The sequence below is a fragment of the Niallia sp. RD1 genome (assembly GCF_024219955.1).
Lineage (GTDB): Bacteria > Bacillota > Bacilli > Bacillales > Cytobacillaceae > Niallia > Niallia alba.
Window position 1 is genome coordinate 3832953 of the sequence record NZ_CP100420.1, and the last position, 20161, is coordinate 3853113.

The 20161-nt window shown below is 36.0% G+C and carries 23 protein-coding genes and 2 pseudogenes; 16 read left to right on the top strand and 9 right to left on the bottom strand.

Features of this window, described 5'->3' with window-relative positions:
• Window positions 1-32: 32 nt before the first annotated feature.
• Window positions 33-452, top strand: coding sequence for a MerR family transcriptional regulator (locus tag NKG37_RS18255; RefSeq protein WP_016204997.1), 420 nt, complete (start codon window positions 33-35; stop codon window positions 450-452).
• 34 nt (window positions 453-486) lie between these two features.
• Window positions 487-1824 carry a type I glutamate--ammonia ligase gene (glnA, locus tag NKG37_RS18260; RefSeq protein ID WP_169188525.1) on the top strand — a complete coding sequence of 446 codons (1338 nt, stop codon included), beginning with the start codon at window positions 487-489 and terminating at the stop codon, window positions 1822-1824.
• 70 nt (window positions 1825-1894) lie between these two features.
• Here glnA and NKG37_RS18265 read toward each other — a convergent pair whose 3' ends face one another.
• Entirely contained in the window at window positions 1895-2056 is a 162-nt protein-coding gene (locus tag NKG37_RS18265) for a hypothetical protein (RefSeq protein WP_254415067.1), read from the bottom strand.
• 86 nt (window positions 2057-2142) lie between these two features.
• Here NKG37_RS18265 and NKG37_RS18270 point away from each other — a divergent pair, with 86 nt between their 5' ends.
• From NKG37_RS18270 to NKG37_RS18280, 3 genes and pseudogenes are all read left to right on the top strand, one after another.
• Window positions 2143-2334 carry an IDEAL domain-containing protein gene (locus tag NKG37_RS18270; RefSeq protein WP_016205000.1) on the top strand — a complete coding sequence of 64 codons (192 nt, stop codon included), beginning with the start codon at window positions 2143-2145 and terminating at the stop codon, window positions 2332-2334.
• 37 nt (window positions 2335-2371) lie between these two features.
• A pseudogene (locus NKG37_RS18275) lies at window positions 2372-2512 on the top strand (DNA cytosine methyltransferase); the annotation flags it as partial.
• Between the two features lie 298 nt (window positions 2513-2810).
• Window positions 2811-3077, top strand: coding sequence for an ASCH domain-containing protein (locus tag NKG37_RS18280; RefSeq protein ID WP_101731281.1), 267 nt, complete (start codon window positions 2811-2813; stop codon window positions 3075-3077).
• Between the two features lie 127 nt (window positions 3078-3204).
• Here the strand turns inward: NKG37_RS18280 and NKG37_RS18285 are convergent, their stop codons facing one another.
• The 3 genes and pseudogenes from NKG37_RS18285 to NKG37_RS18290 form a co-directional block, all read right to left on the bottom strand.
• Window positions 3205-3345 (bottom strand): hypothetical protein, encoded by a 141-nt coding sequence (locus tag NKG37_RS18285; protein ID WP_169188527.1) that lies wholly within the window; start codon window positions 3343-3345, stop codon window positions 3205-3207.
• A gap of 124 nt (window positions 3346-3469) precedes the next feature.
• Window positions 3470-3604 carry a sporulation histidine kinase inhibitor Sda gene (gene sda / locus NKG37_RS26380; protein WP_016205002.1) on the bottom strand — a complete coding sequence of 45 codons (135 nt, stop codon included), beginning with the start codon at window positions 3602-3604 and terminating at the stop codon, window positions 3470-3472.
• 287 nt (window positions 3605-3891) lie between these two features.
• Window positions 3892-5453 (bottom strand): annotated as a pseudogene (locus NKG37_RS18290) (IS3 family transposase).
• Window positions 5454-5683: 230 nt separating this feature from the next.
• Between NKG37_RS18290 and NKG37_RS18295 the strand changes: the two are divergent.
• Window positions 5684-5866 (top strand): hypothetical protein, encoded by a 183-nt coding sequence (locus tag NKG37_RS18295; RefSeq protein WP_016205003.1) that lies wholly within the window; start codon window positions 5684-5686, stop codon window positions 5864-5866.
• Between the two features lie 359 nt (window positions 5867-6225).
• Here the strand turns inward: NKG37_RS18295 and NKG37_RS18300 are convergent, their stop codons facing one another.
• Window positions 6226-6816 carry a hypothetical protein gene (locus NKG37_RS18300; protein WP_016205004.1) on the bottom strand — a complete coding sequence of 197 codons (591 nt, stop codon included), beginning with the start codon at window positions 6814-6816 and terminating at the stop codon, window positions 6226-6228.
• A 210-nt stretch (window positions 6817-7026) separates the two neighbouring features.
• Here NKG37_RS18300 and NKG37_RS18305 point away from each other — a divergent pair, with 210 nt between their 5' ends.
• Both NKG37_RS18305 and NKG37_RS18310 read left to right on the top strand, forming a co-directional pair.
• Window positions 7027-7794, top strand: coding sequence for an N-acetylmuramoyl-L-alanine amidase (locus tag NKG37_RS18305; protein WP_254415068.1), 768 nt, complete (start codon window positions 7027-7029; stop codon window positions 7792-7794).
• 118 nt (window positions 7795-7912) lie between these two features.
• Window positions 7913-9037, top strand: a complete 1125-nt coding sequence (locus NKG37_RS18310; RefSeq protein ID WP_254415069.1) for an IS4 family transposase — start codon at window positions 7913-7915, stop codon at window positions 9035-9037.
• Between the two features lie 398 nt (window positions 9038-9435).
• Here the strand turns inward: NKG37_RS18310 and NKG37_RS18315 are convergent, their stop codons facing one another.
• A complete protein-coding gene (locus NKG37_RS18315; RefSeq protein ID WP_254415011.1) occupies window positions 9436-10749 on the bottom strand; it encodes an IS1380 family transposase in 1314 nt (437 codons plus the stop codon).
• Window positions 10750-11410: 661 nt separating this feature from the next.
• A complete protein-coding gene (locus NKG37_RS26385; RefSeq protein ID WP_318010517.1) occupies window positions 11411-11995 on the bottom strand; it encodes a ferritin-like domain-containing protein in 585 nt (194 codons plus the stop codon).
• A 267-nt stretch (window positions 11996-12262) separates the two neighbouring features.
• On the opposite strand from NKG37_RS26385, the gene NKG37_RS18325 reads away from it, so the two are divergent.
• Together NKG37_RS18325 and NKG37_RS18330 are read left to right on the top strand one after the other, a co-directional pair.
• Window positions 12263-12484 carry a WYL domain-containing protein gene (locus tag NKG37_RS18325; protein ID WP_169188529.1) on the top strand — a complete coding sequence of 74 codons (222 nt, stop codon included), beginning with the start codon at window positions 12263-12265 and terminating at the stop codon, window positions 12482-12484.
• Window positions 12485-12629: 145 nt separating this feature from the next.
• Window positions 12630-12941: a spore coat protein gene (locus NKG37_RS18330; protein ID WP_016205008.1), complete on the top strand. Its 312-nt coding sequence runs from the start codon at window positions 12630-12632 to the stop codon at window positions 12939-12941.
• Between the two features lie 128 nt (window positions 12942-13069).
• Here NKG37_RS18330 and NKG37_RS18335 read toward each other — a convergent pair whose 3' ends face one another.
• Both NKG37_RS18335 and NKG37_RS18340 read right to left on the bottom strand, forming a co-directional pair.
• Window positions 13070-13177, bottom strand: coding sequence for a YjcZ family sporulation protein (locus NKG37_RS18335; RefSeq protein ID WP_016205009.1), 108 nt, complete (start codon window positions 13175-13177; stop codon window positions 13070-13072).
• Between the two features lie 243 nt (window positions 13178-13420).
• Window positions 13421-13516 (bottom strand): YjcZ family sporulation protein, encoded by a 96-nt coding sequence (locus NKG37_RS18340; protein WP_084668784.1) that lies wholly within the window; start codon window positions 13514-13516, stop codon window positions 13421-13423.
• A gap of 663 nt (window positions 13517-14179) precedes the next feature.
• Here NKG37_RS18340 and NKG37_RS18345 point away from each other — a divergent pair.
• The 6 genes from NKG37_RS18345 (at window position 14180) to NKG37_RS18370 (ending at window position 20146) form a co-directional block, all read left to right on the top strand.
• Window positions 14180-14761: an LOG family protein gene (locus tag NKG37_RS18345; RefSeq protein ID WP_169188531.1), complete on the top strand. Its 582-nt coding sequence runs from the start codon at window positions 14180-14182 to the stop codon at window positions 14759-14761.
• Between the two features lie 47 nt (window positions 14762-14808).
• Window positions 14809-15651: a GNAT family N-acetyltransferase gene (locus NKG37_RS18350; protein WP_016205011.1), complete on the top strand. Its 843-nt coding sequence runs from the start codon at window positions 14809-14811 to the stop codon at window positions 15649-15651.
• 37 nt (window positions 15652-15688) lie between these two features.
• Window positions 15689-16234 carry a YfiT family bacillithiol transferase gene (locus NKG37_RS18355; protein WP_101731276.1) on the top strand — a complete coding sequence of 182 codons (546 nt, stop codon included), beginning with the start codon at window positions 15689-15691 and terminating at the stop codon, window positions 16232-16234.
• A gap of 293 nt (window positions 16235-16527) precedes the next feature.
• Window positions 16528-18855 (top strand): xanthine dehydrogenase family protein molybdopterin-binding subunit, encoded by a 2328-nt coding sequence (locus NKG37_RS18360; RefSeq protein WP_254415070.1) that lies wholly within the window; start codon window positions 16528-16530, stop codon window positions 18853-18855.
• The gene (locus NKG37_RS18365; protein WP_254415071.1) at window positions 18845-19669 is read left to right on the top strand and encodes an FAD binding domain-containing protein; all 825 of its coding nucleotides are present in this window, start codon (window positions 18845-18847) and stop codon (window positions 19667-19669) included. The genes NKG37_RS18360 and NKG37_RS18365 overlap by 11 nt, the downstream gene beginning before the upstream one ends.
• Complete coding sequence (locus NKG37_RS18370; protein WP_254415072.1) at window positions 19670-20146, top strand: (2Fe-2S)-binding protein; 477 nt, start codon at window positions 19670-19672, stop codon at window positions 20144-20146.
• Window positions 20147-20161 lie beyond the last annotated feature (15 nt).

Genomic DNA, 20161 nt, shown 5'->3' on the forward strand with positions numbered 1-20161 from the left:
TGGATTAAATCATTTTAAAGGAGCCGAATGCTATGTCTGGTAGTCAAATTCGTCGGTCGATGCCTCTTTTTCCAATAAGTATTGTCATGCAATTAACAGAGCTGTCTGCTCGACAAATTCGTTACTATGAAGAACACGAATTAGTGGCTCCAGCAAGATCGGATGGCAATAGAAGACTTTTTTCCTTATCGGATATTGATAAGTTGTTGGAGATTAAAGATCTAATTGATCAAGGAGTAAACCTTGCTGGAATTAAACAAATTTTCTCTGTTCAAGAAAAACAAGTGCTGACAGATGAAGTGAAGAAAGAAGCAGAAAAAGCACGCAGAGAATTATCGGATGAGGATTTACGCAAGTTATTGCGCAAAGAGTTATTAAATGCAGGACGCTTTAATGATACTCATCGTCCCTCTATGAGACAAGGAGACATGTCTCGTTATTTTCAAAAATAGATAAAACAGAAAAGTTGGGAGTGGAGGAATAGTCGTGGCTAAAAATTACACTAAGGAAGATATCAAAAGGTTTGCAAGTGAAAGTAACGTGAAATTTATCCGCTTACAATTTACGGATATCCTAGGAACAATCAAAAACGTGGAAATTCCAATCAGTCAGCTGGATAAGGCATTGGATAACAAAATGATGTTTGATGGTTCTTCTATCGAAGGTTTTGTTCGAATTGAAGAATCTGATATGTATCTATATCCTGATCTAAACACTTGGGTTGTTTTCCCATGGACTGCAGAAAAAGGAAAAGTGGCACGTTTAATCTGTGATATTTATAATCCAGATGGAACACCATTTGAAGGAGATCCTCGAAATAATTTAAAAAGAGTCTTAAAAGAGATGGAAGCCCTAGGATTCACTGATTTCAATCTTGGACCAGAGCCAGAATTTTTCTTATTTAAATTGGATGAAAAAGGCACACCTTCATTAGAATTAAATGATAACGGTGGATACTTCGATTTAGCACCAACAGATTTAGGGGAAAACTGTCGTCGTGATATTGTTTTAGAACTGGAAGAGATGGGCTTTGAAATTGAAGCTTCTCACCATGAAGTAGCACCTGGTCAGCATGAAATTGATTTCAAATATGCAGATGCGATTACTGCATGTGACCAAATCCAAACTTTTAAATTAGTAGTAAAAACAATAGCACGTAAGCATGGTTTACATGCAACATTTATGCCAAAACCATTATTCGGTGTGAATGGATCAGGAATGCACTGCAACCTTTCCTTATTCAAAAATGGCGAAAATGTTTTCTATGATCCAAAAGGTGAATTAGAATTAAGCGAAACAGCATTACAGTTTATTGCTGGTATCGGTAAACATGCAACTAGCTTTACAGCTATTACGAACCCGACTGTAAATTCATACAAACGTCTAGTACCTGGCTATGAAGCACCTTGCTATGTTGCATGGTCAGCTAGAAACCGTTCACCATTGATGCGTATTCCAGCTTCACGTGGATTAAGCACTCGTGTAGAAGTGCGCAGCGTGGATCCAGCAGCTAACCCATACTTAGCAATGGCAGCTTTACTAAAAGCAGGATTAGACGGAATTGCCAACCAATTAACTCCTCAAGCTCCAGTAGATAGAAATATCTATATCATGAGCAAAGAAGAAAGAATTGCTGAAGGCATTGTTGATTTACCATCCACATTAGCGCAAGCATTAGATGAGTTAAAACAAAACGAAACAATGATCGACGCTCTAGGAGAGCATATCTTTGTTCATTTTGTGGAAGCAAAAGAAATTGAATGGGATATGTTTAGAGTCCAAGTGCACCCATGGGAGCGCGACCAGTATATGGAAATGTATTAAAATGAAAAAGCCTTGGCGCTCTAAGCGTCGAGGCTTTTTTCTTTCAGGGCAAAAGCAGAAGGGAAGGACACTAATTTGTTTTGTGCCCCTTTTCTGCCCCCAAAATAATTTTTTTTGTGTGATTTTCAAACTTTACGATAGAATCTGACTCAATGTTCTTACTAACATGAGAATAAACATCAGATGGAATTTGCATAGATCTATGCCCTAATGCTTCTTGAATGTGTTTCATTTCCACCTTTGATTCTAAAAGTAATACAGCATGAGCGTATATTTAAATCTCTTGGTAATCCAACCTTTCCTAAGTGGCGAATATTTATGTGGAATTATACCCCTTTATTTAAAAAAATGATGGAAGACTTTATAAGAATTCAAAATGAACCAAAATTAAACGAGCATCAGCTTAGAAGCCTAATAGATTTAGCCTTAGATTTAGGTCCAGAAGAGTGGTTTATAGAATTAACGGACAGGTTGAATGCACGTATGTTAGTGAGAGAGAAAATATTGTGAAGGAGGGAGGATTTTGTAGTTAGATTTATTTAGAGAAATTATAGTTGATAACTTTACTGGTGATGGTGGAGCTAGCACAGGAATATAATTAGCAACTGGATTATCAGTAGATATTGCTATAAATCATGATCCAGCTGCTATTGTCTTGCATAAGGCTAATCATCCAGATACAGAACATAAAAAGCCTACTTTTTATAAAGAAGGCTTTTGGAACAATTAATTAGTTGTCTTTTCTTTATGACTAAATTTGTCTTTAAAGTATAGGTAATCAACTTTGTGTTTTGTAGCCATTAATTGGGAAGCTAATATGGCAGTATATATTGTTGTTAGAAGGACAGCTAATAATCCAATCCTAATACAGAATCATTTTTTGACATAAAGATACACCTCCTCCTAAATTTATCTTTTGTAAATTAGAAATATTTATACAAATAAAAGTTCGTAATTTTGGACTTGGAAAGAAAGGGTGAAGGGAAATGAAAGCTATAACTATTAGACAACCTTGGGCAAATTTGATTACCTTTGGTGAAAAAGAATTTGAGACCTCATCATGGCAAACAAAACATTGTGGAGCATTAGCAATTCATGCGGGAAAGCAAATAGATAAGGCAGCCTTTGACGAGGTTACAATCATAGCATCTCTTTTGAGATACGGAATTAAATCGCATGAAAAATTGCCAACAGGTGCGATTATAGCAACAGTGGATTTAATAGAATGTCACAAAGTTAAGGTGGATTATTAAGAGCTTGTGGATGTTGCTTTTGCCGTTAAGGGGAGAATATGATTTACTCTCCTTCCTTTGGGAGGGAGAGAATGGTGAGGATAATTTCTAGTTTATCAGATTAGGTAAAAATGGGTGTTGCGGCTTGCTAATCTAAAAATGTTAATTCTGATTCATGTATTAGTTTAACTTGAAAGGAATTTAAAGTTCTTATTTCGCAATAGCCTGTTTCATATTTATGGATGACTACATATTCTTTCTCTTGGTATAAGACTCTTGATCCAATCACAAAGTTCACTTCCTTTAAAGTGTGTAATACTAATCAAACTTACTAATTATGGTGATGAAAGTTGAAAATATTCTATCTTTGTGAAGCATTTTCGAAAATAAGTTGATGGAGAGGCTTTTGTAAATCAATGAATGGAAATATTTCTTTTTATTAATTCCTTTTTTAATAATAAAACAAAGTCATTCGATAATTTATATTTAATTGCAGAAATGTAAGCAGTAATTAAATTATCGTTATTTAGTTTTTTTAATGAATCCAACGTGATAAACTGCTTAAATTATTAATTATTTGAAGATTTACCCAAATTAAAGAAAAATGAAACTCGTTAAACTCTTGAAAAAATAAAATAAAAAAAGCTATAAATACTCTTTTAGCATTTCAGAAGCGGTGTTTGTCAAGATAGTTGTCGCATTTAACTTGTTTACTAGTGTAAGAACGTAAGGGTAACTACCGCGCTTTGCTTGGTGGCCTTCTCATCAAAGAACAGAATTCATTCTGTTCTTTGATGAGAAGGGAATGGGTAGTTCAAGCTCAGTCGCAGTGGGGCTATTTTGTTCCATCCTTTTCTATCTTGTCCTTTATTGGGTTTAAAGCCACTGAATCATGTGCACTCCAGTCTCTAGTTGAGCGCGTCCAACGTTCTGGATGCTTTTGTTTCGCTAGTTCATAAACTTCTTTGCGCTTTTTCAGTATCCCAATATGCGCACCTGTGTGGCATTGTTCTGGCGTCACAAAATTTATACCACTGTGTAAATGTATACAGTTATACCAATTCACAAATCTTAATGCCCATTCACGTGCAGCCTCAAGTGTTTCAAAGCCTCTGTACGGGAATTCAGGTCGATATTTCAGAGTCCGAAACATTGCTTCAGAATAGGGATTGTCATTACTTACTCTTGGTCTTGAATAAGAGCTTTGGATCCCTAATTTTTCAAGTAATACCTGAAATGTTGCGGCTTTCATGGGACTGCCATTATCGGAATGTAAAACGAGTGGTTTACCTTGGATTTTTTCACTAATAATCGTCTTCTTCATTAAATCTTCAGCGTGTTTTGCCTCCTCTGACTCCCAAATCTCCCAACCTACGATTTTTCTACTAAAAATATCGATAATTAAGTAGAGTCGATAAAACAAGCCTTTCACCGGCCCTTTTAACCACGTTATATCCCATGTCCATACCTGGTTTGGGGCTACTGCTAAATGACTTTCTGGTAATCTACCCTCGGGCTTTTTGCTTCTTCCCCGATGATTTTGCATTTTATGCTCACGAAGAACTCTATAAAAGCTAGATTCGGAGGCGATATAAATGCATTGATCTGCTAATTTTGGCACGATTTGAGTAGGCGGTAGGTCTACAAATTCCTCTTTTTTAACAACCTCCAGTATCTCTTGTTTTTCCTCTATCGTTAATTTATTTTTTGGCTCTGGACGTAACGCAATAGGGCGTTGATCCTCCTTGATTCCACCTTCTGAAATCCAGCGTTCATAGGTGCGAACGCTAATGTTCAATTCTTTACACGCCGGGGCTAATCGCGCACCATTTTGGTTTGCTTCTTGGATGAGTTCTACTGCTAGTGCGCGATCTGACGGGCTGATCATTCGTCCTCTTGGTCCCCCCAGATCGCTTGGGCCTTTTTTCTTAATAGTAATAAGGCTGCAGCTTCTGCCAATGCTTTTTCTTTTTTACGCAAATCTTTCTCTAATGCCTTTCCTCGCTTTTTCTCCTCTTTTAATTCTTGATTTAACTGCTTTGTTTGACTAGATTCTCGCCCATTTGCATTAAGGCATGAATCTCGCCATGCGTCAATCTGTTCTTTATAAAGTCCCTTTTTTCGACAATACTCCGCTAGCTCCGCACCATTCATTGAGTATGTTTCCATAACTATGAGAAACTTATCTTCACTGCTCCAGTGTTCAGAACTTTGTCCATCTCCGGGTGTGGGGTTTCCAGATGATCTAGCCTCTTTTCTCCACTTGTAAAGCGTGGGTTCAGTAATGCCCAACTCTTCACTTAATTGGCCAACCGATTCATTAGTGGGGGGCATCATTCTCTTAATAATTGATGCTTTCTCTTCCTTTGTATAACGTTTACCATTATTACTTTTCATGTCGATCAACCTCCGTGTATGATTTAAACTATACACTAAAGTTCCCTACGACATCTATCCTAACAGAGGGGGGAAGACATCCTAATACAAATTATATCATGAGGAGGGACGTCTGTTGAGATATTAAGAGCAGGTCTTATAAGTGGGTGCTTTTTAAGGTAAGCCAATAATTAACTCGAATAATAATCATTGTTTTTACAGACAATACCTCTAATTAGGGGGTGGGAATAATGTGGAATGGTACGAAGAAAATAATTTGGTTACTAATTGGGAGCACGATTTTATCGAGTGTTTTTAGTGCATTTATGCTTTTCTTTTGTCTAAGAGTTTATAATGACACTTCATTTTTAAAAAGAAAATTAAGTAATTCAGGTGATAATGCAATAAAATTTCAAAAGTACAGAAAACCATAATATTTATTAGGATTCTTCCAAAAGGAGGAGTCCTTTTTTAATAGGCTCATAAGCAGTGAGTCCGATTGAATAGCGGGTAAACAGAGAATGAAAATTCAAAAATTAGCAATAATACATCAATAAAAGTGGCTAGATTATTCACTATATACAACTTTTGAATTCTATTGTAAAACATAAATGTATATAACTGTAGCATTTATCGCGAAAACGATTAATAATGTATTTATTAAATTATATGGAAATAGATTAAGAAATGAGAGGCTACTGAGTTGTAATCCTTTAAGACTTTGGGAGAGTTGAACGGTATAAAAAAGAGATAGTAATTAAAAATGATTGGGATATAAGGAATAAGCAGCGGATTACTCCGCTGCTTCATTAGGTAATAAATTTAAAAATCTAGCCAATCCTATAAGTGTATGTTGTCGTTTATGGTACATATCCTCTGTTAATTTACAATAATTTTTAAATGCAAATTCTTCTTTAGTGTTTTTTTGCTTTATAGCGAGATTTTGTAATGTTTCATGGAGTTTCTCTGCCTCTGATCGGTAAGTTTGTTCTTTACTTTCGTATTCTTCCACTTTTGCTTTAATATTTTCTGGAATATAGTTTTCTGGTATTAAAAGGCTAACCATTGCTTTAATTTTAGGGACATCTAATTGATTAGATAGAAAAGTGCGGTGATTTCCGTCAGAAGCTACTGTATATTTTCCGTTAGGAAGTCGGTATAAATGTAAATCGGCTGGACAATCATCTTTCCAACCTTTTTGTTCGACAGAATTCCGGAGCTCTTTGAGTTTATCGCCGTTTCTAACTTTGCTAACTGGTAAAGAAAGTCCTACAATATCACTTGGAGAAACAGGCATAATACCATAATCAACCGTTACATAAGGCTTATATGGTTTCACGACTTGATCAAAGAGCATCCATCGTTTTTTAAATAACTTAATCAATGGAAACACCTCCTAATTAATGCTATTTGAATAAAGGTAGTCTAATTACAATTAATTTTCTTAATCATTTTAAGAAATTAGCTATTATTAAATTAATTAGCATAATCTATATGTATCCTAATTTGTAACAAAACGGAAATAATAGTATCTACACGTATTTTACCATCTGTTCATAGTATAAATAAAAAACAGAATGGAGAGTGAAGGTACATGGCAAAAATTTTTATAGATGCAGGGCATGGTGGTACTGATCCGGGAGCAGTTGGCAACGGCTTGCAAGAAAAAGTATTAACGCTTACAATTGCGAAAAAAATTGAAAGCTTATTAAAAAACTATGAAAATGTTAGTGTGAAAATGAGCAGAACGAGCGATACTACTTTATCTTTGTCACAGCGCACGGATGCTGCTAATGCTTGGGGCTCTGATTTCTTCCTATCTGTCCACATCAATGCAGGTGGAGGAACAGGGTATGAGGATTACCGTTATAACACCTTAACTGCTACTAGTGCGACAGGCAAAGTACAATCTACAATTCATTCTGCGGTTATGGCAGAATTAAAAGCATTCAATGTGATAGATAGAGGAGCAAAGTCGGCTAATTTTCATGTATTACGCGAAACGAATAGTCCAGCACTTTTATCAGAAAACTTATTCATCGACACTAAAGTTGATGCCAATTTATTGAAACGGAATGATGTCTTGGATGCAATTGCAAGAGGGCATGTTGAAGGATTGGCAAAAGCGCTTGGATTAAAGAAGAAAGTAATAGAAGTAGGGAAGGCGCAGAGTGGATCTTATACCGTTGCGCAAGGAGACACGCTATGGAGTATCGCGCAAACGCAAGGAGTTACAGTTGATCAGCTAAAAACATGGAACGCTGGTATTAATCCTAATGCCCTGCAAATCGGCAGTAAATTAAATATAGGTGTTACTATTCAAATATATAATATTCAAAAAGGAGCACTAGCGTCGCATTAAAATAATTCAAAGCCCTTTATAAATCTGAATTTTCTGCAATATTATTCATGCACAAAAAAATCCTTTATAATGGTTGGGTGGTAGTAAACCATCCAAATCCAAAATAAAGGAAATACGCATGGATAAGTTTACACGAAAAACATCATTTGAACAATGGCTTTTACCGATTTCCTCCACAAAACTAGAGGAACTTGTGGAAGCCTATCAATTAAATTACTATACAAAGAAGCTGTACATTGCTTCATTCTTGAAATTACTCGTATTCGCACAACTCAACGAAACCGAAAGTCTACGTGCGGTTAGTGATACGTTATTCTCGGATGACCTACAAAAAGCAACCGAACTAGAATCAATTAGCTTTTCGCAACTGGGACGCCGGCTAAATCAAGTGCCGACAAAGGTGTTCCAGCAGGTGTTTCTAGATTTAGTCGCGCAAATTCATAAGAAAACGCATTTTGAAAAGCGACGGAAAATGACAACACCACTGAAAATCATCGACTCAAGTACGTTACCATTGAACCTGAACAATCATAAATGGGCTGAATTCCGCAAAACAAAATCAGGCATTAAGCTCCATTTACGTCTTGTTTACTTAGAAAAGGGCTGTTCATACCCGGATAAAGCGGTGTTAACGAATGCGATTGAACATGATCGAGGTCAGCTAGAAGTACTTGTTGACGACAAAGAGTGCATGTATGTTTTTGACCGTGGTTACTTGGATTACAAGCAATTTGACCGTATGACAGACGACGGGTATTTCTTTGTCTCACGCTTACGAAAAAACGCCGTTACACATCAAATCGAGAAATTTCACCTTCCAAAAAATTCAACTGTTTTATCAGATGAAATGATTTCTTTGGGCACAGCACAAAGTCGGGCTGGTAATGAGTTTCGACTACTGAAAGTGATGGATTCAAAAGGGAATGAGCTGCACCTCATCACGAATCGTTTCGACTTAAATGCGGATGAACTCGCTGAACTGTACAAATCACGCTGGGCAATCGAGCTGTTTTTCAAGTGGATGAAACAACACTTGAACATCAAAAAGTTCTACGGACAAAGCGAACAAGCTGTCCATAATCAAGTGTACATCGCGATGATTGTCTACTGTTTAAACGTACTGGCTCAGTTGGGTACAAACAGTTCACGGACGTACTTACAAATTAGTCGGTTGTTAAAAGCAGCACCGTGGAAATCCGCACACATTTGGATTCGAAAAATAGCAGGAAGAGCTGTCCCGTAAAGGTTTAACCGTCTCTGTCGCCCTCGCCAAAGGTTATAGTAAAAAAATGGATGATTACTACCTCTGTTCGCGTGTCTTCGTTTTTCTTCTCAAACGGAAAAATAATAAAACAGAAAATTCAGTCAATATTTATGCGACGTTAGTGTCTTTTTTTGAACAGACTTTGAATAAATGATACATTTTAGAATATATATAATCCTGAAATATTCATAGCACTTTAAAAGATGCACGTTTTTCTAAAATGCAGGTGAGAGTTTTCTATCTTTTTATAAGATTGAACATTTTCTAACCTTTAAAATCTAATTAATTTATTTCCCATTGGAAATGTCCTATTTTTAGGCAGACTTCTCCCCTTAACTGAAATTTAAATTTTTTTCAGTTGGTAAAACCAAGTTAAGCTACTCAATCTGGAGTTTTTGTATTTGACCCAATACGTTCCAAAAGAATTTCTGATAGACAAAACTTGATGACAATTTAAAGTAATAAGATCTACCTGATTTCACTAGTTTACTGGCAACTTTAATAAGCCTTGTACGTATGGTATCAATTTGCATCATCTTTTGACCTTGTGGAAAGCAAATGGTTCGTAACCAATTCGTTAAATTATAAGCAAGCAGGCTTAGCATCATTTTTACCGTGTTGACTTGAAAAGAATGACTATTCATGTGATCCAAATAAAAGCCATTCTTTGATTCCTTGATATAGTTCTCCATCGTTCCTCTTTTTTGATAAGCTCGTACGATGTCTTTTGGAGAAGCTATTTCAAAATTTGTAACAAAAAAGGAATGGGCAAAAAGTAATTCACCAGCTGGTCGTACCGATTGGATAATCACTTTTCTTGGTTTCGACCATGACTTGGCTTGATAAGTGGCTTCTTCAAAATAGCGCTCTGTTTCTGAAACATCTCGTGGTGCAGAAGAAGGATGGTATTCTTTAGCAAGACTTTGTAATTGTAGGTTAGATTTTAATCGGATCACATATAAAACGGATTCCTTTTCACACAATTCGTACAAGGCGGGGACGGCAAACCCACTGTCTCCACGAAGGAATAAATTCGTTTCAGGGAACTTTTGGTTGTAGTGTTCAATTAATGGCTGAATAAACTCAACAATACCATTTGAAGTATATACATTTCCGGGACGAAGCTTCGCTTTAAGAAAGTCACCTGTAGCACCATCAAAAGCAACCAATGGATGAAAACCCATTGTTCCATAATGCGTATTGTAGGAAGAATCCTCTTGATTTCCATAAGTATCAGAATGGGTTGAATCCAAATCGATAAATAAAGCTTCGGACCCCCGAAATGAATGGATTTTATCAAGTAATTCTTGGTTTGCTTGATTTAAATGATCAATAGACTCTTTATCAAAACGTGTGTAAAAACGAGATAAACTCGGTTGTGAAGCGAGCGCTGGCGTTCCTATGATTTGGGTGAAAACTGGATCTTTCGTTAAATGATCAGCTGCATCATCCTCGGAATAGCCCGCAATCATTTGATAAATCTTTTGACGTAATAAGTTCTCGTTTGAATGGAGGTAATAGGCCCTAGAATCGTTTAACCTCAAATGATTTTCTAGTGTTTTTGAAAATCCAATTTTCTCATCGAATTCCCTAAAAAGAAATTCACCAGTATCGGAGGACAGATCCCCTCCATCATTTGACAATTTAATTTTGCGATTGAAATCAAGGGTAATTTGCGGTAAAGTAGCCATTATAAGAATCCTTTCTGTGGTTATTTCGTTGGTGTTTTAACCTTATCAGAAATGGATTCTTTTTTCATTTATCAAGTGAATTAACATTTAACAAAAAAGCTTATTGGAATAACGATTGTAACCAATTAATGATTTTCTATGAATAATTCAGGATAATTATTGTAAAATTGAAATTAAATAGCAATTTATTCATCCTTTTAAGTGATATAATATAGAAAGAATAATCAGTTAGTATACATAGCAGATTTGTTTATTTGGAAGAAAATAAACAAAATTAAAAGATTAAAGCGTTATTATGGGAGAAGAGGAGGTGTCTTAGTACTAATATGAGTGGCTTAATATTTATACAATTAGTCGTTGGAATATTAGTAGCAGTTATTTTTTCGTTTTTTTTTTTTTTTACCTATATTAATCTTTTTTATTGTGGTATTGTTTTCAAAGCTGAAAGGGTTTACTTTGTCAGGATGGTTTTTTAATAGTTATGTACTTATAGGAACGCTTATAGGATTAATTGTCCTTTTTTCATTCAGTATTCCTACAATATTACAATATGTTGACGTGTTATAAAGCAAGTGACAGTTTTAACGTCCTCTAGTGTAATCCCCTAATGGAAAATACCATAGGGGAATTTTTTGTCTGCACTTTTTCTTTTACCAATTATTTACCTCAGAAAATACAAAAACCAAACGGCATGATTTTGTTCATCATGTGCGGCTCTTAGAAATTCTTCTTTTACTTTTTTGTTATCTGTATGGTAAGCAATATCTAAATACAAATCCACGGTTTCTTGCTCATCGTTAAAAGCATAATCAATGCCTTTCTTATAGTCACTGGGGCATTTTTCTGTAATGATAGGTGTATGTTTCTTTCCAGTTAACTGTGTATATAAATTAGAAAAGGTGTTGAAATGCCTGATTTCATCTTTTCTTATTTCATTTATGATTGTTTTTTCATTTTTTGTCGGAGCTAGGTTCTTAAGCTTTTGATAACAGGCTATAGCAGCATATTCTCCGTTAATTGCTTTCATCATTTGAGAAAGTATCTCGTGTTGCCTAACGTGTATTGGTGAATTTGGATCAAGATAATGATAAGCATGTTGGTTTGAGGATATTTGTTTACTAGGGTAGGATGGATAACCAAAATGAACATGATTACTTGCATGAGGACAATGTAATAATGGATTCCAAGGACTATGATAAAGAGATGGAATTACCCCATCCATTACTGTAGTTATAGATGAACGCATAATATAACTCCTTCGTTTTTGAGTTATCCTATGCCATTTTTCCTAAGGATGATGGTTGTCTAGTTAAAATTCAAAGCTTTCTTTAAATCAATATTTCTCTGAGTTAGTCCAGGTGAGAATTACAGCATTTTACTCAAAGCAAACATAAAATAATTTTATAAAATTCGATTACTGTATAGTAATAAAATACATTTAGGAACATTTGTTCTATTTTTCTTGATTAAGAACTAATGTTCGTATATAATATTGTCAAAAGGAGGAGCTAAGATGATAAAACAATTACAAAAAGCGTGGAAAGAAAAAAGACCGATAGAAATTATCTATGTTAAAAAAGATAGTACTGTATCCCAGCGATCGATTCTTGTGAATGGTCTCACAGATACATACATCAAGGCCTATTGTTTAAAAAAGAAGCAGCCACGTATTTTTAAAATGGATGCCATCTTAGCCGCTTCCTTTAAGTCAAATCCATATAAAAAGTATGCTTGATAAGGCCTTTCTTTTTCCCGAATAGACATTTCTCTTAGTTCTTCAGCATATTTTGACAAAGAATAGTATAAACGCTCGGACAAGCTCCTTTTCCTTACATAGTATATAACGTAAGGAAATTTAAAAAAGGAAAGGAGCAAAAGAAATGGGTCGCTATAATAATGATGATGTTTTAGGTACAGGTAATAATAATTGTGGGAGAAAATGTGGAAATCGTGTTTCCCCTGTCCAAGATATTGTTCATCCAACTGAAACAGTCGTGAGAACTACAACAAACAAACGCAGAATTCGTAATATTCATCCAACTGAAATAATCAATGTGAATAGAACTGTTATTCGGAACGAGAACTATTATCCAGTAACGGAAAGACAAGTAAACGAAACAGTAGTAGAAGATTTCGATTGTGGTTCCAATGTAAATAACCCAAATAATTGCAGACCAAGAAGATTCTTTTAATTGCAGCATAGGAGAAATGGTACCCTTATGGAACAGGGTACCATTTCTGTTTTGTAAAGGTTGGAAAGAAGAATAAGTAAATTAGGATAAAAAAAAGAAAGCACAAAAGTGCCTTCTTTTTTAGCAAATTAATAACCGCCCCAATAGGAAGCGCCAATGATAATTAACAAGATGAACAACACAACTAATAAAGCGAAGTTACTATTGTAACCGCCACCGCCATAACAATCTGACATGTATGCCACCTCCTTCTCCAAGCTACATCATATCTTATGTAGGAATAATTTAAAGTGAGTGGACAAGAATCTATTATGGGGAATAAAAGGCTTTTTGATTAGAGGCTAGTTGTTCTAGTCTATTGAGGTTAGGGAGTGTGTATTTATAATTTGAAGGAAAAACAAAAAGAGGGAAATTATAGGTAGACCTATGATTTCCCTCTTTTGAAACACGATTAGTTCCTAACGATAGAAGTATTACTATTAACTTACATAAGATGCACCGATAATAACTAATAAAATAAATAATACTACGATTAATGCAAAGTTACTTCCAAATCCGCCTCCATATCCAGACATACTAGTCACCTCCACCTTTAGATTTACTATATTGTATGAAGGTAGCCGAATATGGTGTGGACAAGTTCATTAAATTTTTTTCGGAAAATGGTCTAAATTCAGAAATAGGTATGTAAAATGGTACAATTAGCTTAAGCAAGCTATGATAACCATTAGAAATTAAGCGATAGAAGAACGCTTACAATCATTTTGAAAATAAATTGTCATGATCCATGACAAAAAAAGAAAAATATCCTAATTAGTGCAGACGTCTTCTATCATTGTGAGTTGAGAATTATGTACGAGTTCTACCTTAAACACATTATAAATATCCCTAATTTCACAATAACCTGTATCATAGCAAAATAAAATTTTAAACACTCTGCCTTTATATAATACATTCCCTTTTGTCATTTTAACCTCCTTGATATTAGGTGTACTTATATTGTTTTAACTATCTCATACCCAGTTTCCAAACTTCTTAAACATATTTTTAAAAAATTATTTCATTTCAAAGGGAGATTGGAAAAATGTTCCTTCTTTTCGTTCCTTATTCGAGTTAAAATAGAAGGAGGAGAAAATTTTTCCAATCAAGATCTAATTTCGTAAACGAAGCAAATTAGTAAAGTACTAAATTGAAAGTATGAAATGTTCTCTTAACTTTGTAAAATGGAGGGATCAATAATGAAAAGAATTGCTGTATTCTGTGGGTCGAGTGCAGGAGCTTCTCCCGTTTATACGGAGGAAGCAGTCGCATTAGGGAAAGAATTGACTAGACGTGAAATGGAGCTTGTATATGGTGGTTCTTGTATTGGTTTAATGGGTGCAATTGCTGATAGCATGGTGGAATCAGGAGGAAAGGTAATAGGTGTGCTGCCTGATTTTCTGCAAGAAAAAGAAATAGCCCATCCTGCTTTAAGTGAATTAATTGTTGTAAAATCTATGCATGAAAGAAAAGCAAAAATGACCGAGCTAGCTGATGGATTTATTACGCTTCCAGGTGGTGCTGGAACGATGGAGGAGTTTTTTGAGATCTTTACTTGGGCACAACTTGGTCTGCATAAAAAACCACTTGGGATTCTTAACATCAACCATTATTACGACCCCCTTGTTGGATTAATTAATCATATGGCTGATGCAGAATTTTTACAAGACCAATATCGAACCATAACAATTGTTGATTCTGATCCAAAACAGTTGCTTGATAAATTTGCAACTTATACTCCCCCTGGGATAAAATCATTTATTCAAGTCAGTCAGACTTAATCTCTTTTCATACTATGTAAATACTTGACGATAGGAGTAGGACAGCGATGTTTCTTGTGCAAAAATTTTATGATGTTGAAGATTTCAAGCGAGTTATGATTCCATATTTAGAAAAGGAAGAAGCAGTTAATGGCTTACCTCTAGGAATCTTAATGAATATAGACGAGAAGATTAAGCCTACGGTAATGGCTGGAGTATATAAAGATGAACAACCTATTCTTATGTTGTTACAGACACATCCTAAACAAATAATCGTTTCTGTTTTTCAGAAAATTATTCCTTTGGAACTCTCTTTGATCAGTAAACTAATTCATGAAAGTATTACTGAAATCCCTGGTTTTATTGGCGAAAAGACGATTGTAAGAGAAATGGCCCAACATATTGCATCGTTACGTCAATTAAAAGTTATTCTTGGAATGGATCAACGAATCTATCAATTGAACGAAGTCAAAAAGAAACCATCTAATCTAGGGAATTTTAGGTGGATAACCAAAAATGATCAATCTACCATTCAACAATGGGTTTATGATTTCGCTGCATCAATAAACCAACCATTAGAAATGGAACAGGCAAGTAAGAGAGTCGAGGAGCTCATTCAAGGAGGCAAACTTGCGGGTTGGGAAGTAGATCATCAGCTAGTTAGTATGGCAAATGCAAGTAGACCGACGAAAAACAATATAACGATTAATTTTGTGTACACACCGAAAGAGTTTAGAAACAAAGGTTATGCAACAAATTGTGTTGCGGAACTCTCAGAGAGGCTTTTGGAGAGCGATTTTTCTTCTACTAGTCTTTATACAGATATTACTAACCCAACCTCGAATAAAATATATATGGAAATTGGTTATCAACCAATGATAGATTCTATTTTGTTATTTTTAGAGAAATAGAAGCTAGATTCTTAATTAAAAAAAACTGTGATAAATAATGGGGGAATATAGAGTGGATGAAAGGTATCCTATTGGAGTATTCGCGCATGAAGGAGAAATCTCGGAAGAAGTTCTGCATAGCTGGATCAGCGAAATAGAGCGATATCCAGAAAAACTAGCGAAAACAGTTGCTTCATTAAGAGAAGAACAGTTAGATACGCCCTATAGGGAAGGCGGATGGACGGTTCGACAGGTTGTGCATCATGTTGCAGATAGTCATATGAATGCATATATACGGACAAAGCTTGCTTTAACGGAAAAAACGCCAACTATTAAACCATATGAAGAAGCATTATGGGCAGAGCTTGCAGATTACTCATTGCCTGTTAATGTGTCGCTCCAAATGCTTACTACCATTCATACAAGATGGGTACATTTAATAAAATCCCTAATTCTAACAGATGAATTAGAAAAAGAACTGCATCATCCAGTTAGCGGAACGCAAACGGTTCGTTTATTAGTCGGAAACTATGCTTGGCATGGACGTCACCACCTGGCACATATTACGAATCTGTGTGAGAAAAAGGGCTGGCTGGTGAAATGATACTTGCTTTTTCAAGATAAAGTATGGGAGGGAATGAGAGAGAGTTATCTTATTTCCTCCTTTTTTTCTGCACAAAAATCCACGTGATTGTACTCGAATAACCCATTGTTTGATATTTCTCCGTAAATTTATTAGTCTCTTTCCATATATTTCAGGTGAATTACTCATATATATAAAGATTTGCAGGAAAACTTACGCAAGTTTTTCGAATAGAAAGTACGTAACCATTCTTTTTCCAGTAACTTTTATTACTTAGAGAAAACTTCTATCCAATGAAAAAGAGGAGGGAAAGTGTGACATATATCGGCAAAAGTGTTTTTCGAAAGGAATCCTTGGAAAAAGTTTCGGGCACCGCAAGGTATACAGGTGATTACTTGGCGACAGATGCCTTGCATGTAGAAATGGTCAAAAGTTCGTACGCCCATGCATATATTTCTTCGATTGATATAGAAGAGGCGGAAAAGTTGGAAGGCGTAAGAGCAATTATTCTTGGAGATAATTTACCTTTAATCGGAGAAGAGGTAATTGATCGCCCACCTCTTGCTGTTAAAAAAGTACGTTATTACGGAGAAGTAATTGCATTAGTTGTTGCTGAAACAATCCCTGTTGCGAGAAGAGCTGCTCAGCTCATTAACATCGAATATGAACCGCTTCCAGTGGTGAATTCTGCCTTACAAGCACTTGAAAGCGATGCGCCGCTTCTCCATGATAATTTGCTCGATTACACAAAGGATGAAGGCATTTATCCTGTGGAAGGTACAAATATGATTAATCACACAAAGATTAGAAAAGGGGATATTAACCTTGGAATGGAGGAAGGGAAAGTATCGATTGAGTCACATTTTTCGATTCCGATTTCTGATCATGCCGCTATCGAGACAAGAGCTGCTCTTTGTGAGATTAGGGAAAGTGGAATTGTTCGTATTGTAACAAGCTCGCAGGCACCTTATATGGTAAAAAAAATCATCAGTAGAGATTTTAAAGTGGAAACAGGCAAAGTAGTCGTCGAAACACCATTTGTAGGTGGTGGTTATGGTGGAAAGGCATCGGTCCATTTAGAAATTTTTGCATTTATCGCATCTAGAGCAGTCGGTGGACGGAAGGTACGAGTTTTTAATACGAGAGAAGAAGATTTAACCGTTTCCCCAGTTCATATTGGTTTAGAGGCAACTGTTCAGCTCTCTTGTACCCAAGAAGGTAAACTGACTGCTGCAAAATTAAAGTATGTATTTGATGGTGGAGCTTATGCGGATAAGTCTCCACATTTAAGTACAGCTGGAGCAGTTGATTGTACTGGACCATATAAAATTGACAATGTTTGGTGTGATGCTTTATGTGTATATACTAATCATCCATATGCAGCACCCTTTAGAGGATTCAGCCACGGAGAGGTCCATTTTGCTTTTGAAAGAGCCATTGATATGCTTGCAAAAAAAGCAAAAATAGATCCGCTTCATTTTAGAAAAATTAATGCCATTCATCCAGGTGATACAACACCTACACAAGTGGTGTTAACGAGCAGTAAAGTAGGAAATGTTGAAAAATGTATTAATCGTTTAAGGGAAATAATGGAATGGGATAAGGGGCAAATCCATGCTATCGCCTCGAATAAAGTACGAGTAAAAGGGATCTCCTGTAGTTGGAAGAATTCAACTATTGGTCCTGCGGTTAGCTCTGGAGTCGTTCTCACCTTTAATTCAGATGGCAGCATAAATCTAATGTCTGGAATAGTCGAAATTGGTACCGGAACGAAAACAGTACTAGCGCAAATCTTAGCAGAAAAAATGAAAATGAATGTGGATCGAATTCATGTGAGAATGGCCGTTGATACACAAACAGAGCCAGAGCATTGGAAGACAGTTGCAAGTAGAGGGACATTAATGGCAGGGAGAGCCGTCATGGCTGCAGCAGATGATGCAATTCGAAAACTGAAGAAAATGGGTGCAATCGTGTTAAGAGTGCCTGAAGATGATTTAGAAGTAGCAAATGAGATGATCTTTTTAAGAGATAATCCAAAGAATTCGATTCCATTTGAAGACATTGTCTATGGGTATACGTATCCCAATGGAAATTCTATTGGCGGTCAAATCATAGCCAGTGGTAGTTATTCACTTACTGGCTTAACGAATTTAGACCCAGAAACAGGTGCTGGTAACCCAGGTCCAGAATGGGCAGTAGCCGCCCAAGGAGTAGAAATAGAAATGGATATGAAAACATGGAGATACAAGATTTTAAAAGCAATAACGGTGGTGGATTTAGGAGAAGTGCTTAATCATAAAGCAGCGCTTGGTCAAATCAAAGGGGCAATGAGTATGGGGATTGCTTGGGCATGCAGGGAAGCCTTTTATTTTGATGAAAACGGAAGAGTACTAAATCCACAATTACGCACATATCGACCATTAAGGTTTGGAGAACATCCAGAATATGAAGTTGACATTATTAAAACACCACATATAGAAGCTCCATTTGGGGCAAGGGGAGCGGGAGAGCATGGATTAGTAGGTATTCCAGCCGCATTAGGAAATGCACTTTCCTTGGCGATAAACACCGAGTTAAAAAGTCTACCACTTACGCCAGAAGCAATTTGGAGACACGTGAAGGAGGCACATAATGGCATTTGATTATATATTTGCTTCCACAATAGAACAAGCAACAAAAAAATATGCTGAAGTTGAAGGACAAAACAGATATCCGGCGTATTATGCTGGCGGGACGGAGATTATTACATTAAGGAGAATTGATCAATTAAATGTAGATGTCTCTATTGATGTAAAACAAATAGCCGCATGTAATATTCATCAGGTTGATAAAGAGTATTTCGTGATCGGTTCCTGTATTACATTGACGGATATAGAAGAGCTTAATTATTTTCCGTTATTAACAGATGTCTGTAAAGAAATTGCTGATCGAACAGCAAGAAATAAGATAACAATTGGCGGGAATATTTGTGGCAATATCTTTTATCGAGAAGCGGTAATACCCTTCCTACTTACAGATAGTGTGTTAGTTCTCGTTAGTGAAAATGGAATTCGAACAGAATATATTCACGATGTGTTTGAAGAACAATTATTGCTTGAAAACGGAGAATTATTGGTGCAAGCATTTATCGATAAAAAATACTTATCTAAAGAATATATAGCAATAAAGGTGAGACAGCAGTGGGAAACTGGCTACCCACTAATTACGATTGCTGGATTAAAGTTCGACGGACAAATGAGAGTAGCAATCAGTGGTTTATGCCCCTTTCCATTTCGATCACTTGAACTCGAAAATCTTATTAATAATAAAACATTGCGAAGAGAAGAGCGCATTGCAGAAGTAATAAACCATCTACCTTCTCCAATCTTAAATGATGTAGAAGGATCGGATGAATATCGCTTGTTTGTGCTGTCTGACCTTTTAGAAAAAGTTTTGGATCGATTGGAGGGAATATAATTGCCAGAAAGTGGACCAAATTTAGTAATAGTAAAACTGCGTGTAAATGGTGAAAATCACTTTGTAACCATTCCTCCATCAAAAACATTGCTGGCCACATTGCGTGAAAATCTATTTTTGACAGGCACGAAGCCAGGGTGCTTTAATGGTGACTGTGGCGCTTGCACGATTATCATTGATCAAGTGGCGATGAAATCATGTTTAATGCTTGCCGTAGAAGCGCAAGGAAAGGAAATCATTACAATAGAAGGACTAAAAGATAGCCCATTCCAACAAGCTTTTATTGAAGAATTTGCCTTTCAGTGCGGTTACTGTACACCTGGGTTCATTATGAATGGGCATGCCCTCCTCCTTAATGAGCACAATCCTAGTAGAGAAAAGATAAAAGAGTGGCTGGAATCCAATATATGTCGTTGTACGAGTTATGAGGAAATAGAAGCAGCGGTGTTGAAAGCAATTGTGCATAAAAAAGAATGAGCTCTTATCATTACT

Bases quoted from the DNA above. Each gene is read 5' to 3' on its own strand.
- NKG37_RS18255 (WP_016204997.1), top strand. From the start codon at position 33: ATGTCTGGTAGTCAAATTCGTCGGTCGATGCCTCTTTTTCCAATAAGT.
- NKG37_RS18265 (WP_254415067.1), bottom strand. From the start codon at position 2,056: ATGAAACACATTCAAGAAGCATTAGGGCATAGATCTATGCAAATTCCA.
- NKG37_RS18270 (WP_016205000.1), top strand. From the start codon at position 2,143: ATGTGGAATTATACCCCTTTATTTAAAAAAATGATGGAAGACTTTATA.
- NKG37_RS18280 (WP_101731281.1), top strand. From the start codon at position 2,811: ATGAAAGCTATAACTATTAGACAACCTTGGGCAAATTTGATTACCTTT.
- NKG37_RS18295 (WP_016205003.1), top strand. From the start codon at position 5,684: ATGTGGAATGGTACGAAGAAAATAATTTGGTTACTAATTGGGAGCACG.
- NKG37_RS18305 (WP_254415068.1), top strand. From the start codon at position 7,027: ATGGCAAAAATTTTTATAGATGCAGGGCATGGTGGTACTGATCCGGGA.
- NKG37_RS18310 (WP_254415069.1), top strand. From the start codon at position 7,913: ATGGATAAGTTTACACGAAAAACATCATTTGAACAATGGCTTTTACCG.
- NKG37_RS18315 (WP_254415011.1), bottom strand. From the start codon at position 10,749: ATGGCTACTTTACCGCAAATTACCCTTGATTTCAATCGCAAAATTAAA.
- NKG37_RS26385 (WP_318010517.1), bottom strand. From the start codon at position 11,995: ATGCGTTCATCTATAACTACAGTAATGGATGGGGTAATTCCATCTCTT.
- NKG37_RS18325 (WP_169188529.1), top strand. From the start codon at position 12,263: ATGATAAAACAATTACAAAAAGCGTGGAAAGAAAAAAGACCGATAGAA.
- NKG37_RS18330 (WP_016205008.1), top strand. From the start codon at position 12,630: ATGGGTCGCTATAATAATGATGATGTTTTAGGTACAGGTAATAATAAT.
- NKG37_RS18335 (WP_016205009.1), bottom strand. From the start codon at position 13,177: ATGTCAGATTGTTATGGCGGTGGCGGTTACAATAGTAACTTCGCTTTA.
- NKG37_RS18340 (WP_084668784.1), bottom strand. From the start codon at position 13,516: ATGTCTGGATATGGAGGCGGATTTGGAAGTAACTTTGCATTAATCGTA.
- NKG37_RS18345 (WP_169188531.1), top strand. From the start codon at position 14,180: ATGAAAAGAATTGCTGTATTCTGTGGGTCGAGTGCAGGAGCTTCTCCC.
- NKG37_RS18350 (WP_016205011.1), top strand. From the start codon at position 14,809: ATGTTTCTTGTGCAAAAATTTTATGATGTTGAAGATTTCAAGCGAGTT.
- NKG37_RS18355 (WP_101731276.1), top strand. From the start codon at position 15,689: ATGGGGGAATATAGAGTGGATGAAAGGTATCCTATTGGAGTATTCGCG.
- NKG37_RS18365 (WP_254415071.1), top strand. From the start codon at position 18,845: ATGGCATTTGATTATATATTTGCTTCCACAATAGAACAAGCAACAAAA.